Annotated in this window: 18 protein-coding genes; 5 read left to right on the forward strand and 13 right to left on the reverse strand. The window is 52.2% G+C overall.

The window, feature by feature from the left end; all coding sequences use genetic code 11:
- The 4 genes from glyS to BLR00_RS05015 all read right to left on the reverse strand — a co-directional run bounded on the left by glyS (nt 1) and on the right by BLR00_RS05015 (nt 6060).
- Complete coding sequence (gene glyS / locus BLR00_RS05000) at nt 1-2124, reverse strand: glycine--tRNA ligase subunit beta (protein WP_074631138.1); 2124 nt, start codon at nt 2122-2124, stop codon at nt 1-3.
- Nucleotides 2121-3026 (reverse strand): glycine--tRNA ligase subunit alpha, encoded by a 906-nt coding sequence (gene glyQ, locus BLR00_RS05005; RefSeq protein ID WP_074631140.1) that lies wholly within the window; start codon nt 3024-3026, stop codon nt 2121-2123. Before glyQ ends, glyS begins: the two co-directional genes overlap by 4 nt.
- Nucleotides 3027-3210: 184 nt before the next feature.
- Complete coding sequence (lnt, locus tag BLR00_RS05010; protein ID WP_074634139.1) at nt 3211-4716, reverse strand: apolipoprotein N-acyltransferase; 1506 nt, start codon at nt 4714-4716, stop codon at nt 3211-3213.
- A gap of 147 nt (nt 4717-4863) precedes the next feature.
- Nucleotides 4864-6060 (reverse strand): sensor histidine kinase, encoded by a 1197-nt coding sequence (locus tag BLR00_RS05015; protein WP_074631143.1) that lies wholly within the window; start codon nt 6058-6060, stop codon nt 4864-4866.
- A gap of 246 nt (nt 6061-6306) precedes the next feature.
- Here BLR00_RS05015 and BLR00_RS05020 point away from each other — a divergent pair, with 246 nt between their 5' ends.
- Nucleotides 6307-7623: a M23 family metallopeptidase gene (locus tag BLR00_RS05020; RefSeq protein ID WP_074634140.1), complete on the forward strand. Its 1317-nt coding sequence runs from the start codon at nt 6307-6309 to the stop codon at nt 7621-7623.
- Nucleotides 7624-7702: 79 nt separating this feature from the next.
- Nucleotides 7703-8809, forward strand: coding sequence for an anhydro-N-acetylmuramic acid kinase (locus BLR00_RS05025; protein ID WP_074631145.1), 1107 nt, complete (start codon nt 7703-7705; stop codon nt 8807-8809).
- Between the two features lie 105 nt (nt 8810-8914).
- Here BLR00_RS05025 and erpA read toward each other — a convergent pair whose 3' ends face one another.
- From erpA to rplM, 6 genes are all read right to left on the reverse strand, one after another.
- Nucleotides 8915-9283, reverse strand: a complete 369-nt coding sequence (erpA, locus tag BLR00_RS05030; RefSeq protein ID WP_074631147.1) for an iron-sulfur cluster insertion protein ErpA — start codon at nt 9281-9283, stop codon at nt 8915-8917.
- A gap of 63 nt (nt 9284-9346) precedes the next feature.
- On the reverse strand, nt 9347-9766 hold the full coding sequence (locus BLR00_RS05035) for a bactofilin family protein (RefSeq protein ID WP_074631150.1): 420 nt from the start codon (nt 9764-9766) through the stop codon (nt 9347-9349).
- A gap of 10 nt (nt 9767-9776) precedes the next feature.
- Nucleotides 9777-10517, reverse strand: a complete 741-nt coding sequence (locus tag BLR00_RS05040; RefSeq protein WP_074631152.1) for a DUF6776 family protein — start codon at nt 10515-10517, stop codon at nt 9777-9779.
- Nucleotides 10518-10725: 208 nt separating this feature from the next.
- Nucleotides 10726-11754, reverse strand: coding sequence for an N-acetyl-gamma-glutamyl-phosphate reductase (argC, locus tag BLR00_RS05045; RefSeq protein ID WP_074634141.1), 1029 nt, complete (start codon nt 11752-11754; stop codon nt 10726-10728).
- Nucleotides 11755-12151: 397 nt separating this feature from the next.
- On the reverse strand, nt 12152-12544 hold the full coding sequence (rpsI, locus tag BLR00_RS05050) for a 30S ribosomal protein S9 (RefSeq protein WP_074631155.1): 393 nt from the start codon (nt 12542-12544) through the stop codon (nt 12152-12154).
- 3 nt (nt 12545-12547) lie between these two features.
- A complete protein-coding gene (gene rplM, locus BLR00_RS05055) occupies nt 12548-12982 on the reverse strand; it encodes a 50S ribosomal protein L13 (protein ID WP_074634142.1) in 435 nt (144 codons plus the stop codon).
- Nucleotides 12983-13155: 173 nt separating this feature from the next.
- Here rplM and BLR00_RS16605 point away from each other — a divergent pair, with 173 nt between their 5' ends.
- The 3 genes from BLR00_RS16605 to BLR00_RS05065 all read left to right on the forward strand — a co-directional run bounded on the left by BLR00_RS16605 (nt 13156) and on the right by BLR00_RS05065 (nt 17024).
- Nucleotides 13156-13323, forward strand: coding sequence for a hypothetical protein (locus BLR00_RS16605; protein WP_176759941.1), 168 nt, complete (start codon nt 13156-13158; stop codon nt 13321-13323).
- 341 nt (nt 13324-13664) lie between these two features.
- Nucleotides 13665-14537: a phosphoribulokinase gene (locus BLR00_RS05060; RefSeq protein ID WP_074631157.1), complete on the forward strand. Its 873-nt coding sequence runs from the start codon at nt 13665-13667 to the stop codon at nt 14535-14537.
- A 240-nt stretch (nt 14538-14777) separates the two neighbouring features.
- A complete protein-coding gene (locus BLR00_RS05065) occupies nt 14778-17024 on the forward strand; it encodes a UvrD-helicase domain-containing protein (RefSeq protein ID WP_074631160.1) in 2247 nt (748 codons plus the stop codon).
- Between the two features lie 8 nt (nt 17025-17032).
- Here BLR00_RS05065 and BLR00_RS05070 read toward each other — a convergent pair whose 3' ends face one another.
- From BLR00_RS05070 to BLR00_RS05080, 3 genes are all read right to left on the reverse strand, one after another.
- Nucleotides 17033-17755: a BPSS1780 family membrane protein gene (locus tag BLR00_RS05070; protein WP_074631162.1), complete on the reverse strand. Its 723-nt coding sequence runs from the start codon at nt 17753-17755 to the stop codon at nt 17033-17035.
- A gap of 58 nt (nt 17756-17813) precedes the next feature.
- Nucleotides 17814-18764: a homoserine kinase gene (locus BLR00_RS05075; RefSeq protein ID WP_074631164.1), complete on the reverse strand. Its 951-nt coding sequence runs from the start codon at nt 18762-18764 to the stop codon at nt 17814-17816.
- Nucleotides 18765-18947: 183 nt separating this feature from the next.
- A complete protein-coding gene (locus BLR00_RS05080; RefSeq protein WP_074631166.1) occupies nt 18948-19310 on the reverse strand; it encodes a DUF2782 domain-containing protein in 363 nt (120 codons plus the stop codon).
- Nucleotides 19311-19343: the final 33 nt, after the last annotated feature.

The raw sequence follows: 19343 nt of genomic DNA on the forward strand, positions 1-19343 counted from the left end.
TTAAGTAGCCAACTTGGAAATATCAGCCACGCGATTCATTTCCTGCCGTAACTGGGCCAACAGAGCAAGACGATTGGCGCGCAAATCGGCATCCTCCGTATTCACCATCACCTTGTCGAAGAATGTGTCCACCGGTGTTCTCAATGCTGCGAGTTCCTGCAGAGCAAGGCTGAATTTTCCGAGTTTAAAGGCGATGTCTGTTTTTGGCATGACGGTATTGAGTGCGGCATGCAATGCCTGCTCGGCAGGCTCCCGCAAAAGTGCGGCATTCACCGCGCTGCTGACCGCACCTTCAGCCTTTTTCAGAATATTGCTTACCCGTTTGTTTGCAGCCGCAAGGCTTTCAGCTTCCGGTAAAGCGGAAAAAGCGCGGACGGCGGCAAGGCGCTGATGAATTTCGTTCAAAAATTGCGGCCGTTTGGCAATAACCGCTTCAATCTGTTGTGGTGAGTAGCCTTGTTCACGCAACTGACTGGACATTCTTTCATAGATGAAATTAAGCAACTGATGAGACTCGGCATCACCGAAATTAATCTTGTTATTGAACACTCCACTTGAAATTCTGATTACCTCTTCCAGAGAGATTTCGATTTTTTTTTCTGTCAGCATACGCGTCACGCCCAAGGCATTACGGCGTAATGCAAATGGGTCTTTATCACCGGTCGGAGTCTGTCCGATGCCAAACATGCCTACCAGCGTCTCCAGCTTGTCTGCCAATGCGACGCAGAGTCCGGTCATATTACGCGGCAACTCATCACCCGCAAATCGTGGTTTGTAGTGATCTTCGATGGCAAATGCAATATCGTGTGACAGTCCGTCATGCTGGGCATAATAGCGCCCCATGATGCCTTGCAACTCGGGGAACTCGCCTACCATGCCGGTAAGCAGATCTGCTTTGGATAGCATGGCGGCTTCGCCGGCTTGGGCCGCAAGCACATTACCGCCCAATCGCAATCCAATCGCCTGCGCGATTGCCCAAATCCGTTCCACACGCTCCGCCTGGGTACCAATCTTGTTGTGATAAACAACTTTATCCAAACCCGCAACGCGCGCAGCCAGCGTTTTCTTGCGATCCTGATCGAAGAAGAATTTTGCATCCGCCAGGCGTGAGCGCAGCACGCGCTCGTTGCCGGTAATTACCTGGCTGGCATCTGCCGGACGAATGTTGGAGACAATCAGGAATTGATGGGAGAGCTTGCCGCTTGCATCCAGAAGCGGAAAGTATTTTTGATTCGCCTTCATGGTCAGAATCAGGCACTCTTGCGGCACCTCCAGGAATGCATTATCAAACTTTCCCACCAGAACACTCGGCTGTTCGACCAGTCCGGCCACTTCGTCCAGCAATGCTTCGTCTTCCACGGGTTGCAGGCCTGTCTCAGCCGAGACGGCTTGAAGCTGCCGGACAATTTCGGCACGCCGTGCCGGAAAGCTGGCAATAACCGCACCCTCGTTTTTTAGTTGCGATTCATAGCTATCAGCATTCTTCAACATCACCGCCTTAACCCTTGCTTCAAAGCGATGCCCTTGTGTCTCTCGTCCGGCGGTCAAACCCAAGACGCTGATGGGTATGATTTCCGCGTCGTGCAGGGCGACCAAACCATGCGCGGGGCGCACAAAATTCACGCTCTTCCACCCGTCGGCCAGTTGATAGGTCATCATCCGGGCAATTGGCAGCTTGATGAGAGCTTCATCAATGGCTCTCTGTAAACCTTCTGCCAGTACCACGCCCTTTACTACACTGTCGAAGAACAGGGCCTCTACCTTGCCATCAAACGTTCTTTTAAGCTGAGACACTGGCATATCCATGGCATCGATGCAGAGACTCCCGAGTTTCTTGAGCAGGGCGGGTGTGGCCTGCCCATTAGAATCCAGGCCAACTGACACGGGCATCAATTTTTGTGAAGCGGATTTATCAGCCGCTTGCGCCGCCACGTTTTCAATATGCACCGCAAGTCGACGCGGTGAGGCAAAAGCCGTGATGACGGCATCATTTTCGGCCAAGCCCTGGGCCTTGAGGTTTGCAGCTATTACTTCCGCGAAGCTGTCACCCAGTTTTTTAAGTGATTTGGGTGGCAGTTCCTCAACGAGCAGCTCAATCAACAGATTTCCGGTTGCGTTGCTCAAGCGATTTTCTCCGTCATTTGCTCGACCCACTCGCGCGGCGCCATCGGAAAATCCAACCGTCTGCGGCTCTCGTAGTAGGCTTGCGCTACGCTACGGGCGAGATCGCGAATTCGCCCAATATAGGCCGCGCGCTCTGTAACGGAGATCGCACCGCGCGCATCCAGCAGATTGAATGTATGCGCGGTTTTCAGCACCTGCTCATAGGCTGGCAGCGCAAGCCCGTGTTCCACCAGATACCGGGCTTGCGTTTCGTGACTGGCAAAGGCATTCAGCAAAAAATCCATATCACTGTGCTCGAAATTGTAGGCTGATTGCTCGACTTCATTCTGATGGTATACGTCACGGTAGGAGAGACCTTGCGCCCAGGTCAGATCGAACACGTTTTCCACTCCCTGGAGATACATGGCAAGCCGCTCCAGACCGTACGTGATCTCGCCCGTAATCGGCTTGCAGTTCAATCCGCCGACTTGCTGGAAATACGTAAACTGTGTCACCTCCATCCCGTTCAGCCATACTTCCCAACCCAAACCCCACGCACCCAGCGTCGGGTTTTCCCAATCATCCTCAACAAAACGAATATCGTTTTGCTTCAAATCAAAGCCGAGTTCTTCCAGTGAACCAAGATACAGGTCCAGGATACCGGGAGGAGGAGGCTTCAGCACGACCTGAAATTGATAGTAATGTTGTAAGCGATTTGGATTTTCACCATAGCGTCCATCCTTGGGCCGGCGCGCAGGCTGAACATAAGCGGCTTTCCAGGGTTCCGGCCCGAGGGCGCGAAGAAAGGTGGCGGTGTGTGAAGTGCCGGCGCCGACTTCCATGTCATAGGACTGGAGCAGCGCGCAACCCTGTTTGTCCCAATAATGTTGCAGGGTGAGAATAATTTCCTGGAATGTGAGCATGGAAATGCCTGAGTTAACCTAAATCCGGTAGTTGATCGCTCATTTATCAGTCTGGAATTTTGGAATGGAACGACCATTTTGCGTCGTTGCGCCTGCCCTGTACCCCAAAAACCGCGCACTTCACCCCGTCCAGCTAACGAATTCAGGGTTAATCGTGCTGATTTAAAGCCAACATGCCGGGATTTTACAGGTTTTTGTGCTCGCCGCGAAAAATCGGCAACAAGCCGATAACCAGCAATACGCCGGCGAGTATGAATAACAGATTATTGCCGAAACGGACATAGGGCGTTGCACCGGCGTATCCTTGCGCCATACCGTGCAGCGCAGTTGTGGTAAATACTTCCGCTTCCTGCAACACGATGCCGCGTTCGTTAATAATGGCGGTAACGCCGGTATTGGTGGCGCGCAGCATATAACGCCCCGTCTCCATTGCGCGCATTTGCGAAATCTGCAGGTGTTGCCGCGGACCGATGGACCGGCCAAACCAGGCGTCATTGCTGACGTTGGCGAGGAGCGTGGCTTGAGGTAATTGCTTGATGATTTCCTCTCCAAATACATCTTCGTAGCAGATGTTCACCGCAACCCTTTGTCCGGCCAGACTCATCGGTTGCTGGTCAAGCCCTCCGCGCGAGAAATCCAATAACGGGATTTTCAATACATCGATGACCCAGCCGAACACAGGCTTCAATGGAATGAATTCTCCAAACGGCACCAGATGGTACTTGCGGTAGCTCTGATCGGGAGATGTGCCGAAGCTGAACATGGAGTTGTAGTATTCGCTGCGTCCGCCGGGGGCTTCAACCATGCCGACCAGGATATCGCCATTATTCCGTTTGGCATGAGTAGCCAGTCGTGCCAGATAACTCGACGGTACCTCGTCACGGTACAGCGGTATCGAAATCTCGGGCGTGATAATGAGGCGGCTGCTGCTTTCCAGCGTGAGTCTGGCGTACGTATCCATCGACGTGACGAGCTGATCTTCCCGCCATTTCAAATCCTGCGAGATATTTCCCTGTAGCAGGCTTACTGTGACCGGTTCACCTTGTGGTTCAGTCCAGCGGATCTGCTGCAAGCCGAAACCGATAAACCAGATTGCCAGAAGCGGCAGCAGGTAACGCCATTCCCGAAATCGCTTTTCGAATAATAGACATATCAGTGCCGCGCTTAGAACGAGTACCAGTGATACGCCATAAACACCCATGACGGGGGCAAAACCTCCCAATGGGCCGGCCGGCGCTTGCGAGTAGCCCAGTGTCAGCCACGGAAAGCCGGTGAACAAGAAGCTGCGCAGCCAGTCGGACAACCCCCATAACGCACCTGCGGCCAATGACCAGACGATGGGCGCGCTGATGCGCAACTTCGTCAATATCCAGCCTGTCAATGCGGGGAATAAAGCGAGATAGGCGCACAAAACGACCAGCGCAAGCACCGCGGCTGGCATCGGCATTGCGCCGAAGTCATGCAGGCTGATGTAAATCCAGGTGACTCCCGCGCTGAACATGCCCATGCCGAAGATGAAGCCCAGTAAGGCGGCGCGCATGGATGTCGCGCTTATGCGCCAGAAGTGGCATAGCAGCGCGAGCGTGAAAACGGGAACTGGAAAAAGATAAAACGGCGCAAAACCGAGAACAGTAATTGCGCCGAGCAGAAATGAGAGGGCTAATTGCGAACGGAGTGTTTTTTTCGACACTTCAATCAATCATGTTATCGGGTTCGGTGCGAACAAGGGCGTGCAATTCACTCAAGGTATAAACGCTCATGGCGATCTAACGGTGAGCCAATATAAGTGAACCGGTTGCGCGGGAGACAGACAAAATTGCAAGACGATGAGGTGACTTCACGGCTTATTGCCCTGAATCACGTTCTGGTCCTGATCCTTCCTGGGCAGCATTAATCGAAACGTGGAACCCACTCCCACTTTGGACTGAACTTCCAATTTGCCGCCCAAAAGCCGGGTCGCTTCCGAGGCGATGGCAAGCCCCAGACCTACGCCCGGTTGACCATACGTATCACCCCGGCGGAAGGCATCAAACAAATGACTCAGGTTTTCCGGTGCGATACCCGGCCCCTGATCGCTAACGCTTAATACCCAATCGATGTCTTCTTCACTATTCGCATCCTTCCGGGCCAGTATTTTTATTTCGCCTTCGGAACTATATTTCATCGCATTACCCAGCAGATTCTGCAATACCAGCGTCAGCAACCCTTCGTCACCGATGGCCTGCGCTCCATCGGGTACGTCCGAATCCAGCTTTATCCCTTTGGCTTTGGCTTCATGCGCAAACTGGCTGGTAATTTCGGAGAGCAACAATTTCAGATCCACTGGTTCCGCTGTGTGATGAACAGGTTCTTTCCGCAATTGCTCCGACTGAAGCATCCGATCCATCCCGGCGGTCGTCTGGAGTATCGCACGCTTGACGGATTCCAGGTCCGCGACGCTATCCGCGAACTCAGGTACTTGAGTCAGCCTTTTGACGAGAAGCTGCACGTGAAGCATGGCGTGGTGCAGATGGTTGCGGAGATCATGCGAAAGAAACGAAAGATACTTGGCCTGAACCTCGGTGGAGGTTCTATTCTGCTGCTGCAGGTGTTCGATAAACCTGATGACTCCGCTTTGCAGCGCGGTGTCCACGGCCATGTTCAAAGCGATGTTACTCCGCATATCCAGCCGCTCATCCATTGCTTCCGTGACTTGCTCGATGATGACCCGGCGCAGTAGACGGTACTCAACGACCAGCTCACGTATATTATAGTTTTCCTGGAAGCGGGACTCGCCATGCATTTTGCTGCCTTCAACGAGATTGCGAGTGACGGATGGTTTATCCGAGGCGAATGCGTCTATGATCTCTTGCAGGATCAATGGTATCGAGTTGCGAAGATTCTGGAGGGTGAGTGCGTCGGCAGCGGGAAGCGTCTGAACCACGGCGGCCTCCCACGCCTGGACGATAGCGTCCTGCCGCAGCCTTAAGGCAGATGCGAGGTGAGGGAACGCGTGGTAGGCCAGGAGATCAAGCGTCAAGTCTTCCGTGGACATGCAATGCTCTCCATTGGCAATATAAAACGCTCAGAAAAGCGGGATTATATGAATTAGCGCGATAGTTCAAGGAACCCTGATTTCAGCCTAGAGGCAAATACTCGCACTGTTCTTCTTGCTCAACGCTAAGTTCTGCCGGCCGCAGCCAGGGAAACTTTCCGTACCCGTAGGTGACATAATGACCCTGTAGTCGATATGGATGGCAATTTCTATGTTAAACTTCACGTTCCCAAAAGTGAGGTAAGCATGCCGGGCGACAAAATCAGCATTTTAGCGCATAAACCGCTTACGCTGACAAAAAAACGACTACGCTGGTTAATCCTGTTATCCAGTTTTCCATTATTTGGAATGGTGGCTGCCTTTGGTATTGCGCCCGATACCTCGTTGGAGGATCTTCCCGTCGAGGAAGTTATCCGTGGTCTTGAGCTCCCCGAGATTCTTCCGCCCTCCGGCGAAAATATGACATTCTGGCGCCAGGAACGCATTCAGGCGGGCGACACCATCGCAACCCTGCTGTCCCGGCTTGAGGTGAATAATCAGGATGCGGCCAGTTTCCTGCGCGATTCGAGAAGCATCAAGGCCACGCATCAACTGGTGGCCGGCAAGATCGTCCATGTGCAGACTACCGCGGCGGGTGAATTGCTCTTGTTGCGCTATTTCCCCGGCGGCAGTGAACAACTGGTGATGGAAAAGATTGACGGCGTCTTCAAGGTAAGCGAGCAGCCGGTCAAACTGGAAACACACATTCAGATGAAATCCGGGGTGATAAACAGCTCGCTGTTTGCAGCCGTCGATGGTGCGGGTGTTCCCGACAGCGTTGCCACGCAGATTGTCGATATTCTGGCGTCTGACATTGATTTTCACCGGGATTTACGCAAGGGCGACCGCTTTACGGTGGTTTATGACTCACTTTATGGTAATGGCGAGCCCGCCAGGCCCGGCCGAGTGCTGTCGGTGGAGTTCATTAATCAGGGTACCCCTCATCGGGCAGTCTATTTTCAGGCTGACAACGGGGAAAGCGGTTATTACACACCCGACGGAAAAAATCTGAGAAAAGCATTCTTGCGTTCGCCGCTGGAGTTTTCCCGCATCAGCTCGGGCTTTTCCAGCGCACGTTTCCACCCTATCCTGAAAACATGGCGTGCTCATAGCGGCATTGATTACGCCGCGCCAACGGGAACGCGGGTGAAGGCCGCCGCGGACGGGACGGTGCTGTTTGCCGGTTGGCAGGGCGGTTACGGTAATGTCGTCATCCTGCAACACCATGGGCAGTACTCTACGGTTTACGGCCACTTATCGACCTTTGCCAAAGGTTTGCGCTCGGGACAAAGTGTCAGCCAGGGTGATGTCATCGGTCATGTCGGCGCAACCGGGATGGCCACAGGTCCGCATCTGCACTATGAATTTCGCTTCAATGGTGTTCAACGCGACCCCACGCGGATGGCCATGCCCACCGCCAATCCCGTTTCGGCCAAACATCTGCCCGCATTCTATGAGTACACAAAGCCATTGATGGCTCGGCTGGATATGCTGCGTGGTACGAGCCTGGCTTTCCTGGACTAGCCAGTTTCATCCTATTCGCTCTCCCACTTCCGTTCCCACTCCCACCCATAGAGGCGAAAATAACAGAGCACGCAGGCGGATGGATTTGAAAACCGCTTACTATATCGGCATTATGTCGGGCACCAGCCTTGACGGAATTGATGCGGTGCTGGCTGATTTTAGTTCGTCGCCTCCCTTTCTGCTACAAACCTGTTATCTATCTTACGACAGTGAGTTGCGCGGCCGATTGCTGGATCTGAACCATCCGGGTAATGACGAGCTGCATCGCGCAGCCATGCTTGGTAATGAGCTTGCTCGCCGCTATGCGGAGGCTGTGACGGGTTTGCTGAATAAGTGCGGCGTAGAACCTCGGCAGATAACTGCCATTGGCTGCCATGGCCAGACTGTGCGCCACTGCCCCGAGTCGGAGAGAGGCTATACCATTCAGCTATGCAACCCCGCATTGCTGGCCGAACTCACAGGTATTACCGTGGTAGCGGACTTCAGGAGTCGTGACATCGCCGCGGGCGGCCAGGGTGCTCCTCTGGTTCCGGTATTCCATCAAATTTTGTTCCAGGATTCACAAGTTCATCGCGTAATTGCTAATATTGGTGGAATCTCCAATCTCACCAGCCTCACGCCCAATGGAGAGGTTACCGGATTCGACTGCGGCCCCGGTAATATAATGATGGATGCATGGTGTTTGCATCATACCGGCAAGCCATACGATGAGAACGGCGCGTGGGCTGAATTCGGCCGAGTGATCCCGGAACTGCTTGAGAAGCTTCTTGCGCTTCAGTTTTTTTCTCTTGCTCCACCAAAAAGCACAGGCAGGGAATTATTCAATCTGGTCTGGCTGGAGAGCTATCTATCTGGAGATGAGAAGCCGGCAGACGTTCAGGCAACTTTGCTGCAGTTGACGGTAGCGGGAATTGCCGGGGCAGTGCTTGCCTACTTTCCGGATGCCGCGGAAATCTATCTGTGCGGGGGGGGTGCGCGTAATACGGCACTCGTTGCACGATTACGAATGGCACTCCCTGGCAGGAAGGTGGAATTGACAGACAGTGTCGGCGTCGACGCGGATTGGCTGGAGGCATTTGCCTTTGCCTGGCTAGCGAGGCAGGTCATTTCAGGAGTTCCTGCCAGTCTTCCCGCGGTAACCGGTGCGCGCGGCGCCCGCCTGCTCGGTGCGATCTATCCGGGTTGACCTTGAATCCGGCAGTTGACCGCTCATTGACTGATCGGCACTATTTTTCTATAAACAAAAACGGAAGCCGCGGCTTCCGTTTTTTAAATAAAGCCGCACGGGTAGTTAAACGGAGAATGAAGATCCACAACCACAGGTGCTGGCAGCCCCCGGATTTTTGATAACGAATTGGGCTCCTTCAGCATTTTCCTGGTAGTCGATTTCCGCCCCGGCCAGGTACTGAAAACTCATCGCATCGACCAGCAGTTTTACGCCATTCTTTTCCATTACCATATCGTCTTCGCCTATCAGTTCGTCAAAGGTGAAGCCGTATTTAAAGCCGGAGCAGCCTCCACCCGCAACGAATACCCTGAGCTTGAGATCATTATTCCCCTCTTCTTCAATCAGCTCCCTGACTTTGCTTGCCGCGTTATCGGTAAAGATCAATGGGACTTGCGTTCCCGCGACTAAATTTTCCCCAGCTGCAGCGTTCATATCGAGTTATCCGCATCAAAATTAATCCAGGGGAACAAATTATGTCCTCCTGTCAAATAAACGTCACTCACCATGGGTGGCGGGTATCAATGCCACCACCTTATTTTCGAGTTGGGCATTGTCCAGAAGACGATGAAGCATGCCGTCAACCGATGCGCCAAGCTGAATCTCCATGGATTTGTAATGTACATCTCCGGAGATTTTGGCTTTGGGCTGTAATTCCACATACTCGGTTCCATATATGGCGCCGGCTACGGTGCCATTAATAACCGCGTGAGAAACCTGGATTTTCCCCTCTACGATCGCTTGATCGCTCAATACCAGGGTGCTGGGCTTGTCGCCCACCGCGGTAATGTTTCCTGTAATATGGCCATCTACGCGCAACCCTCCGCTGAAATTGATATTGCCGTCGATATGGGTTCCCGCGCCGATTAGCGAATCAATCTGGTTCTGAGGCGTGGGTGTTTTCTTTCCACCAAACATTTTCTCTCCTTCACAAAGACAGATTAACGGTCTGTGTTAGCCTTGCCTGCGCTACGCCTTTTTCAAATACTTTTACCTGTATGCTCTCCACTAAAGCATCCGGCGGCATCCGGAAACTTCTCTCCACTCGCTGGTAAAACTTGAAGTTAACGTCAAATGTATTTGACGGGCTTTCACTGACAAGAGGCGTGACCATTTTCTCACCATTCTGCCGGAAATTGACGACGAATTCCAGACTACCCTGAAAATCTTTGGCGCGTTGCCCGCCCTGGACCAGTAGCAGGCTGTAACGATATTCTCCGGGCAACTGGCCGCGCGCCAGCTTTAAATGGCTAACAGAAACCCGTTGTTCGGTTTTCCCGGTAACCGATCCGAGATTCTGGAAAAATGCGACATCTTCCTTCAAGCGGATATTTTCATCTTCCAGGGTTTTGACATGCTTGGTAATATCTTCACGTGCGACCGTGTCCATCTGCAACTGGCGTTCAAGCCCGGCCATTTTCATACGTAGCTCGCTGTTTTCTTTCTCCAAACGATTATTCAATCGTGATAGCCGGTCCAGTTCATGGTTTATCTCATTTTTATCAAAACCCGCAAACTGATGCCCGGCATCGTACATGCCCCATGACAGAGCCAATGCGAGCGCGGTAAGCAAGCCGATAATAAGCCAGCGCAAATATTCAGGCCTGTGTGGACGTATCGCCACTTTCGGGGCAAAAATGCCAGATTTTCTTTTAGGTGATTTAATCATGGCCGTCAGTTTACGCTGTTATGACAGCCAGACACCGAGGGTTGGAAGAATTCTGCCGGACCCAGGTTAGAGGAATTTGGTCGCAGAAGCATCTGGCCGGTGATTCCGCCATTCTTTTGGCCAATATAATAGCCATCGGCCTTCAATATCTGTCTTCGCGGCCTCACTTTAAGTTTCGATTCTTCAAGCCGGGCAAGCGGCCAAGCGGTTATGGCAGCAGTGGGACATGATCGATCGCAAGGGTTTCCGGAAAACCGAGCATAAGGTTCATATTCTGTACGGCCTGTCCCGCAGCTCCCTTGACCAGGTTGTCCGTTACCGACAATATTACCGCGGTATTACCCTCTTGCGGACGATGAACCGCGATGCGGCAGAGATTCGAACCTCGCACTGAGCGGGTTTCGGGATGAGCGCCTGCTGGAAGCACATCAACAAATGGTTCGTTGGCGTAGCGCTTTTCGTATATGGCCTGTAAATCGGCATCTTTGTTAAGCCTGCCATATAGCGTGGCGTGAATGCCCCGGATCATGGGGGTGAGGTGCGGGACGAATGTCAGTCCGACCGGGCCTCCTGCCATACGAGACAGTCCCTGTCTGATTTCGGGCAGGTGCCGGTGTCCGGATGCCCCATAGGCCTTGAAATTATCCGAAGCTTCGGCAAATAATGTAGGCACTGCCGCATTGCGGCCCGCGCCGGAGACACCGGATTTGGCATCGGCAATGAGATGCTCCAAGTCTACAATACCCGCTTCGATCAAGGGCAGGAATCCCAATTGCACTGCGGTGGGGTAACAGCCAGGATTTGCTATGAGCCGCGCACCTTTGATTTTGTCACGATTGATTTCAGGCAAGCCATAAACAGCTTCTTCCACCAGATCGGGGCAGGCATGTGTCATCCCATACCATTTTTCCCACACCGCTATGTCCTTGATACGAAAATCAGCGGCGAGGTCGATCACCCGCACTCCCGCATCGAGCAGTGATCTGGCCTGTTGCATGGCGATACCGTTGGGCGTCGCAAAGAACACGATGGCGCATCGGTTGAGTTCCGCTTCGGCCGGATCACAGAATTTAAGTGGGACCCGTCCGCGCAAGCTGGGAAATAACTCGGCCACACTCATTCCGGCCTCTTTGCGCGAGGTAATGGCGTGTATGCTTACTTCGGGATGCTGCGACAAAATGCGCAACAATTCTACGCCGGTATAACCGGTTCCACCTACGATACCAACTTTAAGCATAAAATCTCCAGTTTCTATGCGAAGAATGGGATTCTCCATCACCATTTTTCATATTACATATCGGGCCTATTTTGTATCCGCGTTCTCGTTCGTATCCTTAGTTACAGATAATAAATAGGCTTTGCCCAGAATCCTGAATTTTTAGAGACATCTTTATATATCTTGGTTCGATTAGCCGGATGCCTTGCAGGGAAAATGCAACCGGTTGATCAATTACCCTAAATTCACCGCGTAACAAACTCACCATGACGCGAAGACAGGTGATGAAAAAAGTCTTTGCGGGTCACAGTGTCGAGCTGAGAAATGAGCGAACAGCCGCTGAATTCAGAATTATAAGCAACAAGTAAAAAAGCCGCCAGAAACAGGCGGCTTTTGAATAGGGGACACGCAAAAAAACTTATCGTTTGGAGAATTGTTTACGCCGACGCGCCTTACGTAACCCCACCTTTTTCCGCTCCACTTCGCGCGCATCGCGCGTTACCAGCCCGGCATTGCTCAATACGGGCTTGAGCGTGGCGTCAAAGTCAATCAAAGCGCGGGTAATGCCATGGCGCACTGCGCCAGCTTGTCCCGATTCGCCCCCCCCATGGATGTTGACCACGATGTCAAAACTTGTAAGATTTCCGGTTAACTCAAGCGGCTGGCGAACCACCATACGGCCGGTTTCACGGGAAAAGAATTCGTCGACGGGTCTGTCATTGACAGTAATCAACCCCTTGCCAGGTTTCATGAATACCCGCGCCACCGCGCTTTTACGACGACCGGTACCATAGTTATACGTTGTACTCATAATTTAAGCCCTGACTTCAAGTTGTCGCGGTTGTTGCGCCGCGTGCGGATGCGTGGCACCGGCATAGATTTTAAGCTTCTTTAACATGGCATAACCGAGCGGACCTTTTGGCAGCATACCTTTCACTGCTTTTTCCAGAGGCCGTTCCGGAAACCGTGTATGCATTTTGGCGAAACTGGTTTCGTAAATACCACCGGGGTAGCCGCTATGACGGTAATAAGTCTTGTCTTCCATCTTATTTCCGGTGACGCGCAGCTTGTCGACATTGATTACAATAATAAAATCGCCGGTATCCACATGAGGCGTGAAAATAGGTTTATGTTTCCCGCGCAGACGACGGGCAATTTCCGCAGCGAGGCGCCCGAGCACCTTGTCCGCCGCGTCGATCACGAACCAGTCGTGGATTACTTCATGTGGTTTGGCTGAAAAGGTTTTCACAACGCCCGCCTTTGCTGATTTCAATAAAGCCGCGAATTCTATGCCAGACCAGGTCGAATGTCAAACCGGACCATTACACAAATGGATCTAGGGCCTGTTAACACTTATTTCGCACCCGCGTTGCTACACAAAAAATGCGGAGGCAAGGCGCGAAGCTTGGCCATAGCAGGCTTATGGCCAAGCTTCGTAACGCGGCATCCACGTTTTTTGTGCGCAACCCGAAGGGGACGGGACGGATTCCATCCAGCCCTTCGTTACTCGCCGCTTACGGAGGCCTGCTCCGCCGCGCGGCTCATGCCTCGTGCTGGATGAAATCCGTCGCCGTCGCGGGTGCGAAATAAGTGTTAACAGGCCCTAGAAAAGGAATACGCCGCTCATACGCCATTACCAGTGGAGCTCGGTCCGCGAGCGATTCTCCCGGTATTCATCATACTCGCTGCGAATTGCGGCATACCTTATCTGAAATGCCGGGCCATTTAACCCGGCATTTTTCTGTCGATACTGCCCGTCGCTATGCCTGTCCGAGGGCGTGAATCTTTATCTATTCTCACCAAAATTTTTAGGAAAACGGGTATCATGTTGGGAGAACAATACCGTAAAAAAGTCTGCTGATACTTGTAGATTATCGGCGTGAAAAATACGGTAACATCCTATTATCTTATTGTCTGAGGAGAGCGTTTGTATGTCACAAAAACACCCTGTTATCGCCGTTACTGGATCGTCAGGTGCCGGTACATCGACAGTCAAAAATAGTTTCGAGCATATTTTTCGCCGCGAGAAACTGACTGCTGCGGTGGTAGAGGGCGACAGTTTTCATCGCTATGATCGTGATGCAATGAAGGCAGCCGTCGCGGAATCGGAGAAAGACGGTGGTCATCCCATCAGTCATTTTGGTCCCGAGGCCAATGAGTTCGAGAAACTGGAAGCGTTATTCAAGGAATATGGCGAGAGCGGCGGCGGCAAGACGCGCCTGTATTTGCACAATGATGAAGAAGCGGCGCCCTATCAGCAGAAGGCTGGGACATTTACCCCCTGGACATCAATAAAGCCGGGTTCCGATATGCTGTTTTATGAGGGCTTGCATGGCGGGGTCAAGAGCGAGACCGCCGATGCGGCAAAGTATGTGGATTTACTGGTGGGTGTCGTACCGATTGTTAATCTGGAATGGATCCAGAAAATCCATCGTGACATGAATGCGCGTGGTTATTCGGCGGAGGCGGTGACTCATACCATTCTCCGCCGTATGCACGATTATGTGCATTACATTACCCCGCAGTTCTCACTGACTCATATCAATTTTCAGCGAGTCCCGACAGTTGATACGTCAAATCCTTTTATTGCGCGTGATATCCCGGCTCTGGATGAAAGTTTTGTCGTGATCCGCTTCCGCGATCCCAAGAACGTGCAATTTCCCTACCTTCTTTCCATGATCCACGATTCGTTCATGTCGCGTCCGAATACAATTGTCGTGCCGGGCGGGAAAATGGGATTGGCCATAGAGTTGATATTAACACCGCTGATTCTGGATCTCGTCACGAAAAGCCGGAGTAAATAATCCGGCAGCCGTTGCCGATAAGGATGCTTTTTGAATTCAAAGGGACGGGCAATCCGCTATGCGGATTGCCCGTCCACGTTATTTACCCTCCGCTCCATGTGAGCTTCACCCGGAATTTAGAAATTTCTTGAGTGCCTCGAAACGTTGTGCCGGCATACCATCTTTGTATTCCTTCCTTTACACGGTTCGATGAAACTCAAGTAATTCCGGCGCTATTTAAGCGGAAATAGTTTTCTTCCAATGTCTTCCCTAATTTCAGAATTAAATCCTGAACAATTTGAAGCCGTGACTCTGCCACATCAATCAGCGCTGGTGCTGGCTGGTGCAGGCAGCGGCAAGACACGGGTACTCACCACTCGTATTGCGTATTTGATCCAGTCTGGTCAAGTCAGTCCTCACGGCATACTTGCGGTTACCTTCACGAATAAGGCGGCGAAGGAAATGCTCATCCGCATCGCTTCCATGCTGCCGATCGATACGCGTGGCATGTGGGTAGGTACCTTCCACGGTCTGTGCAACCGCATGTTGCGCGCCCACCATCAGGATGCCGGCTTGCCACAGGCTTTTCAGATTCTGGATTCTGCCGATCAGTTGGCGGTGATCAAGCGTTTGCTGAAGGTACTCGACGCGGACGATGAAAAATTTCCTCCACGCCAGGTGCAATGGTTCATCAATAATGCCAAGGAAGAAGGACTCAGAGCGTCGCAGGTCGAAATTTACGACGATTTCGCCCGCAAGATGGTTGAGTTTTATCTATTTTATGAGCAGCAGTGCAACAAGGAAGGTGTGGTGGATTTCGCTGAGCTCCTGCTTCGCAGTTATGAATTGCTGACTCGCAACGAACATCTGCGCGAGCACTATCGTGGCCGCTTCGATCATATTCTTGTGGATGAATTTCAGGATACCAATCGCTTGCAGTATAAATGGCTGAAGCTGCTTGCCGGTAACCGCGCCGCGGTATTTGCGGTCGGCGATGATGATCAGAGCATTTATGCGTTCCGTGGGGCGAACACCGGTAATATGAAAGATTTTGAGAGGGATTTCCATATCTCTAAAATCATTAAGCTCGAGCAGAACTATCGCTCGCATGGCAACATTCTTGATGCGGCCAATACGCTGATACGCAACAATAGCGGCCGTCTCGGCAAAAATCTCTGGACTTCGGAAGGCCACGGCGAACCGATACGCGTGTATAACGCACCGACCGATTTTGATGAGGCTTCCTTCATCGTGGACGAAGTGAAGTCGCTACGCGCGGAAGGCGTCGTGCTGTCCCAGATAGCGTTGCTTTACCGTTCCAACGCACAATCGCGCGTGCTGGAGCATGCCTTGTTCAATGCTTCACTGGCTTATCGGGTATATGGCGGTATGCGTTTCTTCGAACGTCAGGAAATCAAACATGCCCTGGCCTATCTGCGGCTGATGGCAAATCCTGAGGACGATAACGCACTGCTCAGGATCATCAATTTTCCCGTACGCGGTATTGGCATGCGCAGCCTGGAGCAATTGCAGGACGAAGCTAAGAGGCAGGGTGGCAGCTTGTGGGCGGCAATGCAACAGAAGTATGGAAACGATGCGGCCTTCATCCCGAATTCGGGAGATCAAGCCCCGATCAGGCTTGAGAGCAATCAACGGTTGGACAAGCCAAGAAAAGGGGTTGAGGGCTTTGCTGTGCTGATCGAGTCAATGCGCCAGGTTTGCGAAAAGCTGCCGTTACCGGAAGCCGTCGAGCATATGCTGGAGCATAGCGGGCTGGTGGCACATTATCGCGCTGAGCGCGAGGGAGCGGACCGCCTGGAGAACCTGAACGAATTGATTAATGCTGCCACCGGCTTTGTGCATGAAGCCGAGGATGACAGTCTCACGGCATTTCTGAGTCACGCATCGCTGGAAGCGGGCGAGCATCAGGCTGGTAGTGGTCAGGACGCACTGCAGTTGATGACGGTGCACTCGGCCAAGGGGCTGGAATTTCACAGTGTATTTCTGAGCGGATTGGAAGAAGGTTTATTTCCCCACGATAATAGTCGTAACGAAGCAGGTGGCGTGGAAGAGGAGAGACGCCTAATGTATGTAGCGTTGACCCGGGCACGACGACGCCTGTATCTGAGTTTCGCCCAAAGCCGCATGTTGCATGGCCAGACCCGCTATAACATCCCTTCTCGTTTTCTGCATGAGATTCCGGATAGCTTGCTCAAGTGGCTGCAACCGATGCAGAAGGCAACGATCAGGAATGAGGATTGGGGAAGAGGGAGGCAAGGATCAGGCCGGGTAATCCAGGAGCCTGGCGTTCAAGCTCGCACATCGAATATTCGGGATTCGACGGCGTCGCAATGGCGCATAGGACAGAATGTGATGCATGCCAAGTTTGGCGCGGGGGTGATAGTCAATTGCGAAGGTCACGGAGCGGATGCTCGCGTTGAGGTCAGATTCGGCCGCATCGGCACGAAGTGGTTATTGCTGGAATATGCCAAACTGACCCCTGCGTGATTCACCGCTCAGGCTGATTCGGCCGTATCCACAAAAATATCCCGGTAGCTTGCGTAAATAGAGCCAAACAGAGTCGGTATCAGTATAAACAATCCCAGGCCATAGGGCATCGTGGCAAGTATTACCAGCGCTACTAGCGTAATGCCGTAAATCTGGAATGCGATGATGTTCTTCAGGCAGGCGACAAAACTTAGCCGCATTGCATCCACTGCGGCCATGCCGTTGAATATCACCAGCAAAGGTGCAAACCAGGTAGCCATCATCAGCGGAACGGAAAGCGTTAGGCCGACCAGCGAGGCGGACAACATATTGCCGGAGACGCTTTTCAACTCATTCTCATCCACCCGTTTCCCGTCTATCAATAGATCCATCAGAACATCACCCCCGACCAGCATGAATAGTCCAAGAATCAACACTTGCCCTACCAGATAAATTCCTCCTATCGTGATCAACGGTCCAGGGGTGCTCCTGAAGCCTGCAAGCAAGTGAGCAATCTCCAGTTTCTCGCCTTGTTCCAGGGCTCTGCATCCTATCATTAACCCGGCTAGAAACACCGGTGAAAGGAGGGTGAAGATGAACTGTCCCGCCATTGGAATAAGCGATAAGGTGACGGCGATAAGAAGCAAAGTGGTGCACAGCAAAATCCACACCAGTGGAATCTGGCGGAATATATAGAATCCGGTCACAATCCATTGCCACCCTTGTTTTGCATCGACCTGCCTGACTTCCATTTTCTGTATCTCCGGTTGAGTAGCGCCTGCTATCCAATTCTGTGGTGCGGTTTACCGTTCACACCCAAACTTGTGCCAGTCTTGAATGGGATGCCGCATGGTTCTTCAATATGCGCATAAAGTGAGCGGGATTCTTGGCATGAGTGAGTTCTCCCATGCGCGGCAAGTAATAATCATGCAGCCGCGACAACCAGAAGCGCAGAGCCCCGGCTCGCAGCATTATCGGCCAGGCACCCTTCTCGATAGCGGTAAGCGGGCGGATACGGTGATAGGCTTCGAGTAGCGACAGCACACGTTTTACGTCTAACTCGCTATTTTCACTCAAACACCAGTCATTGGCCGTAATAGCAATATCGTACAGCAACCTATCGTTGCAGGCGAAATAGAAATCGATTACCCCCCCTATCGTATCGCCGGTGAATAGTACGTTGTCACGAAATAGATCCGCATGAATTACGCCACACGGCAGATCATCGGAATAATGCAACGACTGAAAATGGAGTTCCTCCTCAAGAATCGCTATTTCCTCCCCCGTAAGAAACGGGATGACACAAGGCGCCGTGGCTTTACACCATTCGAGACCCCGCGGGTTCTCCATTCTTTCGGGGTAGGACAGACCGGATAAATGCATGTTCGCGAGGAGCGCGCCGACCTCGGCGCAATGCGCAGGGGTGGGACGTTCCTGTGATTTGCCGGGCAAGCAAGTAACGATGCTTGCCGGCTTATCATTGAGTTCGCCAAGGAATCCCTTGTCAAGATTGGCTATCGGACAAGGGCAAGGAATGCCGCGTTGCGACAAATAGGCCATCAGGTTCAAGTAATAGGGCAGATCGGACGAGGTTAGTTTTTCAAACAAGGTGAGAACATATTTGCCCCGGTTGGTTGTGACAAAATAATTCGTATTTTCGATGCCGGAGGAGATACCTTGCAGATCAATCAGCGCACCCAGCGAATAGTTATTCAGCCATGTGGAAAGCTGATGTTGAGTGACGGTAGTGAAGACAGACATGAGCGAGAGGAAAAGGGAGAGAAGAAGTCGTTTAATCCCATCGAACTTCTTGTTCTTTAAGGGTATTTAACCTAAATCTAGCGGTTGGCCGCTTCGTTTTTCAGTTCATTTATCAATTTGAGCGCCATGATGCGTATGGATTTTCCGCACCCGCCCTTGTCTACTTCGGATTCAGATTCGGATTTAAAACTGGCGTAATATCCACATTGGGGGCCGAATATTCTGATCAAGTCCCCCGGAGCCGCCAGCGGAAAATGTACCATCTCCCTGATTATCAATCAGGTAATACGGCAGACCAATGCGGGGAGTCACTTTGATCATGTAGAGACGCCCATTGATGCGGTATTCTTCGATCTTATCCTCTCCGCGCCTGGTAATCGTAACCTGTGGTTCAAGCGCGGCATCATCCTGGTCGGCGCCCGGTGAAGGCAAGGCTATTTCAGGCGGTTCTGGTACTTCCGGTATCGGCCGCAAATCCTTGGGTTTGGATTGTGCCGCTGCCGGCAGGGCAGCGCTCAATAACACGATGAGAATTATTAGACGCATGGCTGCTCCGGCGGGGTCAACGCACTCATTCTA

The sequence above is a fragment of the Nitrosospira multiformis genome (assembly GCF_900103165.1).
GTDB classification, from domain to species: Bacteria; Pseudomonadota; Gammaproteobacteria; order Burkholderiales; family Nitrosomonadaceae; genus Nitrosospira; species Nitrosospira multiformis_D.